This is a genomic window from Micromonospora sp. NPDC000668 (assembly GCF_042897975.1).
Classification (GTDB): domain Bacteria; phylum Actinomycetota; class Actinomycetes; order Mycobacteriales; family Micromonosporaceae; genus Micromonospora.
In genome coordinates this window covers 1478951-1491526 of the sequence record NZ_JBIAYP010000001.1, presented here as the reverse complement: position 1 = coordinate 1491526, position 12576 = coordinate 1478951, and the positions used below count along the sequence as shown (strand labels likewise).

Sequence of the window (12576 nt, the reverse complement as noted above, 5' to 3'; positions counted from 1 at the left end):
TCAGCCGCTGCGCCGGCGCAGGGTGGCCGCCGCGAGCACCAGCGCCAGCACCACCGCGCCGAGCACCACCGCCACGTCCCGCCACATCCTGCCGGTCGGCTCGGCGTTGGCACCGACCTCCTGCAACGCCTCGATGGCGTACGAGAGGGGGAAGGCGTCGCTGAGCGCCTGGAGCCAGCCGGCCATCTGGTCGCGGGCCACGAACAGCCCGCAGAGCAGCAGTTGGGGGACCACCACGACCGGCAGGAACTGTACGGCCTGGAACTCGGTGCGGGCGAAGGCACTGCAGAACAGCCCGAGGGCGACACCGAGCACCGCGTCGATCACCGCGATCCCGATCACCAGCCCGCTGCTGCCGGCGGTGTCCAGGTCGAAGATCCAGTACGCCACCCCGGCGGCGACCGCGGCCTGCACGGCGGCGGCCAGCCCGAACGCGATGCCGTAGCCGAAGAGCAGGTCGAGCTTGCCCAGCGGGGTGGTGAGCAGCCGCTCCAGGGTGCCCGAGGTGCGCTCGCGGAGCATGGCGATGCTGGTCACCAGGAACATGATCACGAAGGGGAAGATGCCGAGCATCACCAGTGCGATCCGGTCGAACGCCGACGGTTGGCCGGGCGGGCTCGGCTGGTCGGCGTACATGAAGTAGACCAGGGTGAGCAGGACGGACGGCACCACCACGAGCAGCGCGATGGTGCGCCGGTCGTGCCGGAGCTGACGCAGGATGCGGCCGGTGGTGGCCACCAGGATCCGCGGGTTCATGACACTCCTCCGGTTCGTGAGCCGGTGGAGCTCGTCGCCCCGGCCCGGATCAGCCGCAGGAACGCCTCGTCGAGGTCGTCCACGCCGGCGGCGGCGCGAATCGCGGCGGGGCTGTCGTCGGCGATCAGCCGCCCCTCCCGGATCAGCAGCAGCCGGTCGCAGCGGGCCGCCTCGTCCATCACGTGGCTGGACACCAGCAGGGTGGTGCCGGCCGCGGCCATCGCGTGGAACCGGGCCCACAGATCGGCCCGCAGCACCGGGTCCTGACCGACGGTTGGCTCGTCGAGGATGACCAGCTCCGGCTCACCGACCAGGGCGCAGGCCAGGGAGGCCCGGCTGCGCTGGCCGCCGGAGAGGGTGCCGACCAGTTGGTTGGCCGCCTGTGCCAGCCCGACGTCGCTGATCGCCCGGTCGGCCTCGGCGCGCCCCCGCCGATGCAGGGCCGCGAAGTACCGGGCGTTCTCCCGCACGGTCAGGTCGGCGTAGACGCTCGGCGCCTGGGTGAGGTAGCCCACCTGGTGCCGCAGTGCGGGCGAGCCGGCCGGTTGGCCCAGCACGGTGACCGTTCCGCTGGTGACCACCTGCACCCCGACCACGGCGCGCATGAACGTCGTCTTGCCGCTGCCGCTGGGGCCCAGCAGCCCGGTGACGGCGCCGCGCGCGACGGCGCAGCTGATGCCGTCCAGCACCCGTCGCCCGCCCCGGTCGACCACCAGGTCGCGGACCGCTATCGCGTCGTCCATCGCGCACCTCCCGCGGAACTCATCAACTGTTGAACTCAACGCTAGATGAGATACCCGCGTTCACGCAACGGTTGACTTCGAGTGCACTCGAGCTGGAAGCCTGGGTGGCGTGGACGTCAGCACCAGAGAAATGACCCTGACCGTCGGTGAGGCCGCCGAACGGGTCGGCCTCACCACCTACACGCTGCGCTGGTACGAGCAGGAGGGGCTGGTCGCGCCGGTCGGCCGGGACGCCGCCGGGCGTCGCCGATACACCGCCGGCGATGTCAGCTGGTTGTTCCTGCTCACCCGGCTGCGCCGCACCGGGATGCCGGTGCGCGACATGCGTCGCTACGCCGAGCTGGCCCGACAGGGCGACCGCACCCTCGGTGCCCGGCGGGCGCTGTTCGAGGCGCACCGAGCCCGGGTGCTGAGCCGGATGGCCGAGCTGGAGGAGGACCTCACCGTGCTCAACCACAAGATCGACGCCTACCGTCGCGCCGAGCTGGAGAACGGGCAGTAGCCTTCGGACCGGACACCAGGTCCGGCAACGGGCATTGCGCGCCGATCGGGCGTACGGCACGATGGCGCGGTGGGTCACCCTCCGTTACCGGACAGCGGGTTTCTCGAGGACTGGGCCGCGCGGTTGCGGCAGGCCGCCGAGCGGCCGGTCGTTGGCATCCTGCTGCGTGGCAGTCACGCGCGGCGCGCCGCCACCGCGCACAGCGACGTCGACCTCGACGTCCTGGTCGGCGGCTCCCCATACGCGGCCCGACGGGCGTACCTGGCCGAGTCCGCTGGCCGGCTCACCCACGTGTCGGTGGCCGCCCTGGACGTCCGCTCCTGGGTGCACCGGCTCGGCGAGCCGGCCGACTGGGCGTTCGGGCTGCCAGTCACCGCGCCGGCGCGACTGCTCTGGGCCGACCCGCACTGGCGGCCCCGCATCGACCTGCCGGTGCTCTGCCAGCCCGCCGAACCGCCCCGGCTGGAGGAGCTGATCGCCACGCTGGGTAAGGCCGCTGCCGCCTGGACCGCCAGCGACCGCCTCGGGGTACGGCTCGCCGTGGCCGACCTGGCCCGGCTCTGCCCCTCGGTGCTGCGCCCGGCCAACCCGTCGGTACGGGTCTTCTCCCGCCGGGCGGCCTTCGCGGCGGCCCTGGAGCTGCCGGTCGCCCCGCCCGGCTACCGGGAGGACATGCTGCTCTGCCTCGGGCTGCGTCCGGGCGCCACCGGGCAGCTCTGGGCCGCTGCCGTCCGGCTGGTCACCGGCACGCTGCCGTTGATCCGCCCGTACGCCGAGGAGATCGCTGAGGTGGCCGGCACGGACCTGGCCGACGCCCTGGTCGACGGCCGGCTGGACCGCTACGTGGCCCAACTGGCCCGACCCGCCGGCGATCCACCGCGACCCCACCGGGAGCCGTCGCCGGTGCCCGCGCCGCGTGCGGGACAATGGGTCACTGTGCCTGTACCTGACGCGCCGGTGACCGGCGTCCCCAGCGATCCGACCGGCCCGGCCGCGCCCGTGCCGGCCCGTCCGTCCCGGCTCGACCCGGCCATCGCGGCCCAGTTGCGCCGCACCGCCGACGGTCTGGTCGCCGCCGTGGTCCGCGCGCACGACTCCGGCGAAGTGCTGATGGTCGCCTGGATGGACGACGAGGCGCTGCACCGCACCCTCACCACCGGCCGGGCCACCTACTGGTCGCGCAGCCGGCGCGAGTACTGGGTCAAGGGCGCCACCTCCGGGCACCACCAGTACGTCCGCTCGGTCGCGCTCGACTGTGATGGGGACGCGCTGCTGGTGAGCGTCGACCAGGTCGGCGCCGCCTGCCACACCGGCCACCCGACGTGCTTCTTCACCGAACTGCCGGTCACCAGTCCGGAGGCCCGACCATGACCGACGGCGCGGTGAGCCCGGACCTGGCCACCTTCACCGAGCTGGCCGCGCACTGGCGGGTGGTGCCGGTCACCCGTCGGCTGCTGGCCGACGCCGAGACCCCGGTCGGGGTCTACCGCAAGCTGGCAGGCGGGCCCGGCACGTTCCTGCTGGAGTCGGCCGAACAGGGTGTCGGCTCGGCCGGCATGGCCTGGTCGCGGTACTCGTTCATCGGGGTACGCAGCAGCGCCACCCTCGTCGAGCGGGACGGCGTGGCGACCTGGCTCGGCCAGCCGCCGGCCGGGCTGCCCACCGAGGGTGACCCGGTGCGGGTGCTGCGGGAGACCGTCGAGGCGTTGGCCGGCCCGGTCGGGGACCCTTCCAGCGGGCTGCCACCGCTGACCGGGGGCATGGTCGGCTACCTCGGCTACGACCTGGTCCGTCGCTTCGAGCGGCTGCCCGACCTGACCGAGGACGACCTCGGCGTGCCGGAGCTGGGCATGATGCTCGCCACCGACCTGGTGGTGCTCGACCACTACGACGGCTCGGCGATCCTGGTCGCCAACGCGGTGCTGCCGCCGCTGGACGCCCCGGACCGCGCCGCGCAGGTCGCCGCCGCGTACCACCACGCCGTGGGCCGACTGGACGCGATGACCACCGCGCTGTCCCGGCCCATCCCGCCGATGATCTCCACGGTCGAACGCCCGCCGGCCGGTGAGGTGCTCTGTCGTACCCCCGACGGCGGCTACCCGAAGGCGGTGGAGGCGGCCAAGGAGGCGATCCGAGCCGGCGAGTGCTTCCAGATCGTGCTCTCCCAGCGCTTCGAACGACCCACCCACGCCGACCCGCTGGACGTCTACCGGGTGCTCCGCACCAGCAACCCCAGCCCGTACATGTACCTGCTGCGCTTCGACGGGTTCGACATCGTCGGCTCGTCCCCCGAGGCGCACCTCAAGGTCACCGCCGGCGCGGACGGGGAGCGGCGGGCGTTGCTGCACCCGATCGCGGGCACCCGGCCGCGCGGCGAAACAGCGGCCGCCGACGCCGGGCTCGCCGCCGAGCTGCTCGCCGACCCGAAGGAACGGGCCGAGCACGTGATGCTGGTCGACCTGGGCCGCAACGACCTGGGCCGGGTCTGCCGGCCGGGCAGCGTGGAGGTTCCCGAGTTCGCCACCATCGAGCGGTACAGCCACGTGATGCACATCGTCTCCACCGTGACCGGCACGCTGCGTGACGACCGCAGCGCGTTCGACGCGCTCGCCGCGACCTTCCCGGCCGGCACGCTCTCCGGCGCGCCCAAGGTGCGGGCCATGGAGATCATCGAGGAGCTGGAGCCGGTTCGCCGTGGCGTCTACGGCGGCACGGTCGGCTACTTCGGCTTCGGCGGCGACCTGGACATGGCGATCGCCATCCGGACCGCGCTCATCCGCGACGGCCGCGCCTACGTGCAGGCCGGCGCGGGGGTGGTCGCCGACTCGGACCCGGCTGCCGAGGATCAGGAGACCCGCAACAAGGCCGCCGCCGTGCTGGCCGCCATCGCTGCCGCCGAGACGCTGCGGCCGGCCCGGTGAGCACGACAGCGCAACCACAGGACCGGCCGGAATCGGGCGCCCGGGCCGCGGCGGGACGGCGTCAGTTGACGTACGCCGTGCTGCTCTGCCTGGCCGGCGCGGGCCTGGCGCTCTGGGCAGCGACCCGGAGCTGGTCGATCGAGTTGACGGTGCGGCCGGCGCCGCTGCCGCCGGTGCGCGACGCCCGCAGCGGAGCCGCCCTGCTGCCCTGGCTGCCGGCGCTGGCCCTGGTCACGCTGGCCGGCGGCGGCGCGGTGCTGGCCACCCGGGGCCGGCTGCGACGACTGCTCGGCGTGCTGCTCGGGGTGCTCGGCCTGGCCGTGGCAACCGGCGGCGGGTACGGGCTGGTCGCTGACCTCGACGGCGTGGTGAGCCGGCAGTGGCCGGCGCTCTGCCTGGTCGGCGGCCTGCTGGCCGCGGCGGGCGGCGGGTGGACGGCGCTGCGCGGTGGTGGCTGGCCGGCGATGGGTGCCCGGTACGAGCGGCCGACACGGACCATCACGGAGAGTGCGCAGCCCGCGGACGGTCCGGCCGGCCCGATGGCCGGGCGGCGGACCACGGAGGCGTGGGACGCGCTGGACCGGGGCGAGGACCCGACTGCCGGCTGATCCGCCCGAGCGCCGGCTGGCGCGACGGGCGGTGGGCTGGGCTGCTGGTGACCCCGACCGCTGGTACGGCTGTCAGCCGACCGGTTGACGCTCCCGCTGCTGGCGGCGGGCGGCGGCGCGGGCGGCGGTCAGCTCGGCCACCAGGCGGTTCAGTTCGGCGCGCTGGTCCGCGCGGGCCCGGTCGGCGCAGACCGCCTCCCAGGCGTTGCCGCGCGCGGTCCGCATCCGTCCCTCGCCGACCACGGCCCGCTCCAGCGTGTGCACCACCCCGACGGCGAGCGACGCGACGGTCCGCGAGATGGTGGTCAGCCCGATGCTCGGGCTCGGCTCGGTGATACTCATGGTCACCCCGCACAAGGAATTGGCGACGGTCGGGCAGGCGCGCCATCGAGTCTGCCCGAGGACGATGCTGACCCGCCGACGTTTCGCCGGGGTGACCGCCCGGTCAACTGTCCCGCCTCGGCCGCGACCAGGCACTGGCCGTTCGGCCTTGAGCTTGCTCACAGCATCGACCGACATCGCTGTCATCCGGCGTCGATCCCGTGCCGATGGCATGATCGGTGGATCGGCCCGCTTCGACGGGGTCGCCGGGCACCCGTCGCGCGACGGCGGTCGATACCGGAGGTGGCACTGCGTGACATACCGTTCACGGCAAGTCGGCCATTATGCCGCAGCCCTTTTGGTGAGCAGCGCCATACCCCCGGCGCCCGGCGTCGGCCGGCTGCCCCTAGCATCGGCCCATGACACCCGGAGAGGGGAGTCCGCTGGTGACTGCTGAGCATGCGCACGCGGAGGGGGACGAGGCCGGTCAGGCCGCGTCCGTAAGCGTGCTCGACGAGATCCTGGCCGGCGTGCGTGAGGACGTCGCCCGGCGCCAGGAACAGGTTCCGCTGGAGCGGATCCGTGAACTGGCAGCGGCGGCGCCGCCGCCGCTGGACGCGTACGCGGCGTTGCGCAAGCCCGGCGTGGCCGTGATCGCCGAGGTGAAGCGCTCCTCGCCGTCCAAGGGCCGGCTGGCCGAGATCGCCGATCCGGCCGACCTCGCCGTCGACTACGCGGCCGGCGGGGCGCGGGCGATCAGCGTGCTCACCGAGGGGCGCTGGTTCGGCGGCTCGCTGGACGACCTGGCGGCCGTCCGGGCCGCGGTCACCGTGCCGGTGCTGCGCAAGGACTTCGTGGTCTCCAGCTACCAGGTGCACGAGGCGCGTGCGCACGGCGCCGACCTGGTGCTGCTGATCGTCGCCGCGCTCGAGCAGAACGTGCTGACGGGCCTGCTGGAGCGGATCGAGTCGCTGGGCATGACCGCGCTGGTCGAGGTGCACGGCGAGGAAGAGGCCGACCGTGCCCTGGAGGCCGGCGCGCAGGTGATCGGGGTCAACGCTCGTGACCTGCGTACCCTGGAGGTCGACCGGTCGGTTTTCGAGCGGATCGCGCCCGGCTTGCCCAGCAGCGTCGTCAAGATCGCCGAGTCCGGCGTGCGTGGCCCGCACGACCTGATCCGGTACGCCTCCGCGGGCGCGGACGCGGTCCTCGTCGGCGAGGGCCTGGTCACCCAGAAGAGCCCCCGCGAGGCGGTCGCCGAGTTGGTCAACGCCGGCAACCACCCCGCAACGCCCCGGCCGGTGCGCTGACCCCGCGCCGGTGACGCCCCACTGAGAGGATCTCCGATGAGCGCCGACGCGCTGGCCCCGGTGGCCGGCTCGCAGCCCGATTCCGCCGGCCACTTCGGCCGCTTCGGCGGTCGGTTCGTGCCCGAGGCCCTGGTGGCCGCGCTGGACGAGCTCGACGGGGCGTGGCGTACGGCGATGACGGACGAGTCCTTCCGGGCCGAGTTCGGCGCGCTGCTGCGCGACTACGCCGGCACGCCGTCGCTGCTCTACGAGGCCCGGCGGTTCTCGGCGAAGGTCGGCGCGCGGGTGCTGCTCAAGCGCGAGGACCTCAACCACACCGGTGCGCACAAGGTGCGCAATGTGCTCGGCCAGGCGCTGCTCACCAAGCGGATGGGCAAGACCCGGGTGATCGCGGAGACCGGGGCAGGTCAGCACGGCGTGGCCACCGCGACCGCCGCCGCCCTGTTCGACCTGGAGTGCGTGGTCTACATGGGCCAGGTCGACACCGAGCGGCAGGCGCTCAACGTGGCCCGGATGCGGATGCTCGGCGCCACCGTCGTTCCGGTCACCACCGGCTCGCGCACCCTCAAGGACGCGATGAACGAGGCGATGCGCGACTGGGTGGCCAACGTCGACGAGACGCACTACCTGATCGGCACCGCCGCCGGGCCGCACCCGTTCCCGGCGATGGTCCGTGACTTCGTCCGGGGCATCGGTGACGAGGCCCGCCAGCAGTGCCTCGACCTGACCGGCGGGCTGCCGGACGCGGTCACCGCCTGCGTCGGCGGCGGCTCGAACGCGCTGGGCATCTTCCACGCCTTCGTGGGCGACCCGGACGTGCGGCTGTACGGCTTCGAGGCCGGCGGCGACGGGGTGACCACCAGCCGGCACGCGGCCAGCATCACCGGCGGGTCCGCCGGGGTGCTGCACGGCGCCCGCACCTACGTCCTGCAGGACGCCGACGGGCAGACGCTGGAGTCGCACTCGATCTCCGCCGGCCTCGACTACCCCGGTGTCGGGCCCGAGCACGCCTGGCTGCACGACACCGGCCGGGCCAACTACCTGCCGGTCACCGACGACGAGGCGATGGCCGCGTTCGAGCTGCTCTGCCGCACCGAGGGGATCATCCCGGCGATCGAGAGCGCGCACGCGCTCGCCGGCACCGTCGCGCTGGCCCCGAAGCTCGCCGCCGAGCTGGGCCGGGAGCCCACCATCGTGGTCAACCTCTCCGGGCGGGGCGACAAGGACGTGCACACCGCCGGTGACTACTTCGGCATCCTCGACAAGGAGCGGTGAGATGAGCCGGATCGGGGTGGCCTTCGACAAGGCGCGGGCCGACGGGCGGGCGCTGCTGGTCGGCTGCATGCCGGCCGGGTTTCCGACCGTCGACGGCAGCATCGCGGCGATGACCGCCATGGTCGATGCCGGGGTCGACGTCATCGAGGTGGAGATTCCGTACTCCGACCCGGTGATGGACGGGCCGGTCATTCAGAAGGCCAGTGACATCGCGCTGGCCGGCGGCGTGCGTACGGCGGACACGCTGCGCATCATCGAAGCGGTCGCGGCGACCGGTGCGCCGGTGGTCACCATGACCTACTGGAACCCGATCGAGCGTTACGGCGTGGACGTGTTCGCTCGCGATCTCGCCGCCGCCGGCGGGACCGGCCTGATCACCCCGGACCTCATCCCCGACGAGGCGGACGAGTGGCTGGCCGCCTCGGACGCGCACGGGCTGGACCGGACCTTCCTGGTCTCGCCGTCGTCCACCGACGCCCGGCTGGCGATGACCGTGGGGCACTGCCGGGGCTTCGTCTACGCCACCGCCGTGATGGGGGTGACCGGGGCCCGAGCACGTACCTCCGACGCCGCGCCGACGCTGGTCTCCCGCGTCCGTGCGGTCACCGACCTGCCGGTCGGCGTCGGTCTGGGCGTGGGCACCGGCGCGCAGGCCGGCACCGTCGCCGGGTACGCCGACGGAGTGATCGTCGGCAGCGCGCTCGTCCGCTGCGTGCTCGATGCGCCCTCCGAGGCCGAAGGGCTGGCCGCCCTGCGCACCCTCAGCGCCGAACTCGCCGAGGGCGTCCGAACCCCCACTCGCTGAGGCTGGCGCTCGGCGCCCTGACCCGCTGTCTCGCGCTGTGGTCCGTGCGGCTCAGGATCAGCCGTCCGGCGTGGCGCGCACCGGGCATGTCTGTCTTTTGAGGGTGATACCTGTGAGTCATATTTATGACTCACAGGTATCACCCTCGACAGGGTGATGCCCACCGGATCGAGGCACCCACTGGACCCGACGACCCCGCAACGGCTGCGGGGGAGCTGACTGTCGGACGGTTCCGCCGTGCTCAGGGGCGTAGCGAAGGGTCCGACGTCGCTTCGCCGCGCTGCTCCGGTGGCTGCCCCGCCCCAGGCCGCCCATCGTGGCCGTCCGCTGCCTGGCCGCTGGGGCCGTCCGCCGGCTCGTCGGCGGGGTCGACGGTGCTGGGCGCCCACCGGGCGTCACGCAGCACGCCGGAGCGGCCGGCCAGCGCGTCGGTGACGGCGGCCCGGGTGAGCGGGGTGACCGCCTCGGGCAGTGCGGCGGGAAGGTGCCAGGACAGCAGGCAACCCGGCGGTGGGTCGGCGGTCGGTCGGACCTCGGCCGCGCGGGCCCGGAACACGTGCACCAGGACGTCCGGCAGCGGGCCGGCACGCCCGGCCGCCGTGCTCGCTGGAGGGCTCGCCACGTGGTAGATGCCGACCAGGTCGACCAGCTCGATCTCCCAGCCGGTCTCGGCGCGGATGTCCCGCAGCGCCGCCCGGACGGGACTCTCCGCCGGGCGCAGCCGCCCGCCGGGTAACGCGTACCGTCGCTCGCCCCGGCCCTGCCGGCAGAGCAGCACCCGGCCGGCGTCGTCGGTGACGACCGCGGCGACCGCCCCGATGAGCGCGCTCATGCACAAAGAGCGTACGGCGGCGCAAACCAGAAGTCACCGACATGAGCGGGAAGCGGCCCGGGGTGCCGCTTCGGGGGTGTACAGCGGTAGCGTGTGCACCCGTGAACCTCGCCCCGCTGTCCCCCCAGGCGGCCCTGCCCAGTCCCAGCACCGCAGTCTGGCAGCTCGGGCCGGTGCCGATCCGGGCGTACGCGCTGTGCATCATCATCGGCATCGTGCTCGCCTGCTGGGTGACCGAGCGCCGGCTGCGCCAGCGCGGCGTCGCGCCCGGCGCGGTGCTCGACATCGCCGTCTGGGCGGTGCCCGCCGGCATCATCGGCGCCCGGATCTACCACGTGATCACCTCCCCCGAGAAGTACTTCGGCGCTGGCGGTGACCCGATGAAGGCGTTCGCCATCTGGGAGGGCGGCCTCGGCATCTGGGGTGCGGTCGCGGGTGGCGCGGTCGGCGCCTTGATTGCGGCCCGGCAGTTGGGCATCCCGTTCGGCGTGGTGGCCGACGCGGTGGCCCCCGGGTTGGCGTTGGCCCAGGCGGTCGGCCGGTTCGGCAACTGGTTCAACAACGAGCTGTTCGGCGGCCGGACCACCCTGCCGTGGGGTCTGGAGATCCACCGGATGGATCCGGACAACCCGGGCCACGCGCTGCGCGACGACGCCGGCCAACCGATCCTCGAACCGGGCCTCTACCAGCCGACCTTCCTCTACGAGGCGCTGTGGAATCTCGGCGTGGTCGCGCTGGTCCTCATCCTCGACCGGCGGCTGCGGCTCGGCCGGGGCCGGGCGTTCGCGCTCTACGTGATGGGCTACACCGCTGGCCGGTTCTGGATCGAGCTGATGCGCACCGACGAGGCGAACCAGATCCTCGGCGTCCGGCTCAACGTCTGGACCGCCGCCCTGGTCTTCCTCGGCGCGTTGATCTACTTCGTGCGGGTCCGTGGTCCCCGGGATTACCTGATCCCGCTCGGCGCGGCGGCGACGCCGACCCCACCCACCACGTCCGACCTGTCCCAGGTCGACCTCTCCGAGCGGGAGGTGGGCGCGAAGGCCGCCGCGCCGGAGGGCTACCGCGTGGTCAGCGAGGAGCAGTACCAGGCCTGGCGGGACAGTGGCGTGCTGCCGCCCGAGCCGGCCGACGACGCCCGGCCGGATGACGGTGAGCCGCTCGACGGGCGGGCACCCGCCGACGACCCGTCGACCGACGACCCGGCCGCGGACGGTACGCCGGAACCCTGCGAGGACCGGGCCGACGCCGCAGGCGCCCGCCCCACCGACCGGGACAGCTGAGCGGGGGCGGCACCGATGCGAAGCGCGGTGGTGGTCGGCGCCGGGGTCGGTGGCCTCGCGATGGCCGGCGCGCTGGCCCGCTCCGGTTGGCAGGTCACCGTGCTGGAACGCGCCGAGCGGGTCCGCCCTGAGCCGACCGCCATGGTGCTCTGGCCCAACGGTGTCCGCGCGTTGCAGGCCCTCGGCCTCGGCGATGGCCTGACCGCGATCGCCACCCCGTTGCCCGACGGCGGGGTCCGCCGCCCGGACGGGCACTGGCTGGTGCAGCCCCGACCCACCCCGGCCGACCGGATGCCGGTGGTGGTGCACCGCGAGGACCTGCACGACGCGCTGATCGCCGGGCTCGGCGACCGGGTCGATCTGCGGACCGGGGTGACCGTGCGCCACGTCCGGGTCGACCCGGGCCAGCGCCCGGCGGTCGGCGACGGACGGCACACCATCGAAGCCGACCTGGTGGTCGCCGCCGACGGCACGGACAGCGGCATTCGCCGCCAGCTCGCCCCGGAATCCCGCGTGGTCAGCTCCGGCTGCGCTGCATGGCGGGCCGTCATTCCCTGGTACCGGGCGCCCCGGCTGCCCGCCGACCAGCCGGTCGCCGGGGAGGTCCTCGGCGCGGGCTACCGGTTCGTGGCCGCCTCGCTGGGCGAGCGCGGCTCCTCGGGCGGCTCCACCCGAGGCGGCATCTACTGGGTGGCCACCGCCGCCGGCGCGCCTCGCCCGGAACCGCCGGAGATCCAACTCGCCCTGCTGCGCCGCTGGTACGCCGGCTGGCCGGACCCGATCGGTGCGCTCCTCGACGCCACCGACCCGACCGACCTGGTCCAGCAGGAGGTCCGCGAACTGCGCCCGCTGCCCCGCACGTACGGCTTCCCGGTCGGCCCGGGTGGGGTGGTGCTGCTCGGCGACGCCGCGCACGCCATGCCGCCGCACCTCGGCCAGGGCGCCTGCCTCGCCTTCGAGGACGCCGCCACGCTCGCCTCCCTGCTGCGCGAGTCCCGGTTGCCCGACGCTGTGCAGGCGTACGACCGGGTGCGCCGCCCCCGGGCGGCGACCGTGGTCCGGCAGACCCGGCGGATGTCGGCGGTGCTCCAGACCCGGGGCCGGCTGGCGTTGCGCGCCCGGGACGCCGCACTCGGCACGATCAACTCGCGGCTGCTGTCCAGCGCCGCCGCGTCGGCCGCCCAGTGGCGCCCGCCAACCTGACCCGATACGGGCGCGCG

General features: G+C 74.0%; 13 protein-coding genes and 1 pseudogene. 10 read left to right on the top strand and 4 right to left on the bottom strand.

From position 1 onward, the window contains the following. Both ACFY29_RS06885 and ACFY29_RS06880 read right to left on the bottom strand, forming a co-directional pair. Positions 1 to 756, bottom strand: coding sequence for an ABC transporter permease (locus ACFY29_RS06885; RefSeq protein ID WP_328418840.1), 756 nt, complete (start codon positions 754 to 756; stop codon positions 1 to 3). Continuing rightward, positions 753 to 1499, bottom strand: coding sequence for an ABC transporter ATP-binding protein (locus ACFY29_RS06880; RefSeq protein ID WP_328418839.1), 747 nt, complete (start codon positions 1497 to 1499; stop codon positions 753 to 755). The genes ACFY29_RS06885 and ACFY29_RS06880 overlap by 4 nt, the downstream gene beginning before the upstream one ends. Positions 1500 to 1608: 109 nt before the next feature. Here ACFY29_RS06880 and ACFY29_RS06875 point away from each other — a divergent pair, with 109 nt between their 5' ends. The 5 genes and pseudogenes from ACFY29_RS06875 to ACFY29_RS06855 all read left to right on the top strand — a co-directional run bounded on the left by ACFY29_RS06875 (position 1609) and on the right by ACFY29_RS06855 (position 5530). Beyond that, positions 1609 to 2001 carry a MerR family transcriptional regulator gene (locus tag ACFY29_RS06875; RefSeq protein WP_355605117.1) on the top strand — a complete coding sequence of 131 codons (393 nt, stop codon included), beginning with the start codon at positions 1609 to 1611 and terminating at the stop codon, positions 1999 to 2001. A gap of 69 nt (positions 2002 to 2070) precedes the next feature. Beyond that, a pseudogene (locus ACFY29_RS06870) lies at positions 2071 to 2757 on the top strand (phosphoribosyl-AMP cyclohydrolase); the annotation flags it as partial. 180 nt (positions 2758 to 2937) lie between these two features. Further along, on the top strand, positions 2938 to 3372 hold the full coding sequence (gene hisI, locus ACFY29_RS06865; protein ID WP_355605151.1) for a phosphoribosyl-AMP cyclohydrolase: 435 nt from the start codon (positions 2938 to 2940) through the stop codon (positions 3370 to 3372). Next, on the top strand, positions 3369 to 4922 hold the full coding sequence (locus tag ACFY29_RS06860; RefSeq protein WP_386983998.1) for an anthranilate synthase component I: 1554 nt from the start codon (positions 3369 to 3371) through the stop codon (positions 4920 to 4922). The genes hisI and ACFY29_RS06860 overlap by 4 nt, the downstream gene beginning before the upstream one ends. Then, the gene (locus tag ACFY29_RS06855; RefSeq protein ID WP_355605123.1) at positions 4919 to 5530 is read left to right on the top strand and encodes a Trp biosynthesis-associated membrane protein; all 612 of its coding nucleotides are present in this window, start codon (positions 4919 to 4921) and stop codon (positions 5528 to 5530) included. The genes ACFY29_RS06860 and ACFY29_RS06855 overlap by 4 nt, the downstream gene beginning before the upstream one ends. Before the next feature lie 72 nt (positions 5531 to 5602). Here ACFY29_RS06855 and ACFY29_RS06850 read toward each other — a convergent pair whose 3' ends face one another. Further along, on the bottom strand, positions 5603 to 5872 hold the full coding sequence (locus tag ACFY29_RS06850; RefSeq protein WP_355605125.1) for a hypothetical protein: 270 nt from the start codon (positions 5870 to 5872) through the stop codon (positions 5603 to 5605). Positions 5873 to 6357: 485 nt separating this feature from the next. Here ACFY29_RS06850 and trpC point away from each other — a divergent pair, with 485 nt between their 5' ends. From trpC to trpA, 3 genes are read left to right on the top strand one after another with little or no spacing between them, the layout of a single operon-like run. Continuing rightward, complete coding sequence (trpC, locus tag ACFY29_RS06845; protein WP_386984669.1) at positions 6358 to 7161, top strand: indole-3-glycerol phosphate synthase TrpC; 804 nt, start codon at positions 6358 to 6360, stop codon at positions 7159 to 7161. A gap of 36 nt (positions 7162 to 7197) precedes the next feature. Next, positions 7198 to 8436: a tryptophan synthase subunit beta gene (trpB, locus tag ACFY29_RS06840; protein ID WP_328418834.1), complete on the top strand. Its 1239-nt coding sequence runs from the start codon at positions 7198 to 7200 to the stop codon at positions 8434 to 8436. Between the two features lies 1 nt (position 8437). Next, a complete protein-coding gene (trpA, locus tag ACFY29_RS06835) occupies positions 8438 to 9241 on the top strand; it encodes a tryptophan synthase subunit alpha (protein WP_386983995.1) in 804 nt (267 codons plus the stop codon). Positions 9242 to 9482: 241 nt separating this feature from the next. Here the strand turns inward: trpA and ACFY29_RS06830 are convergent, their stop codons facing one another. Then, positions 9483 to 10073, bottom strand: coding sequence for an NUDIX hydrolase (locus ACFY29_RS06830; RefSeq protein ID WP_386983993.1), 591 nt, complete (start codon positions 10071 to 10073; stop codon positions 9483 to 9485). A gap of 101 nt (positions 10074 to 10174) precedes the next feature. On the opposite strand from ACFY29_RS06830, the gene lgt reads away from it, so the two are divergent. Continuing rightward, the gene (gene lgt, locus ACFY29_RS06825; RefSeq protein ID WP_386983991.1) at positions 10175 to 11356 is read left to right on the top strand and encodes a prolipoprotein diacylglyceryl transferase; all 1182 of its coding nucleotides are present in this window, start codon (positions 10175 to 10177) and stop codon (positions 11354 to 11356) included. Positions 11357 to 11371: 15 nt separating this feature from the next. Continuing rightward, the gene (locus ACFY29_RS06820) at positions 11372 to 12559 is read left to right on the top strand and encodes an NAD(P)/FAD-dependent oxidoreductase (protein WP_328418830.1); all 1188 of its coding nucleotides are present in this window, start codon (positions 11372 to 11374) and stop codon (positions 12557 to 12559) included. Positions 12560 to 12576: the final 17 nt, after the last annotated feature.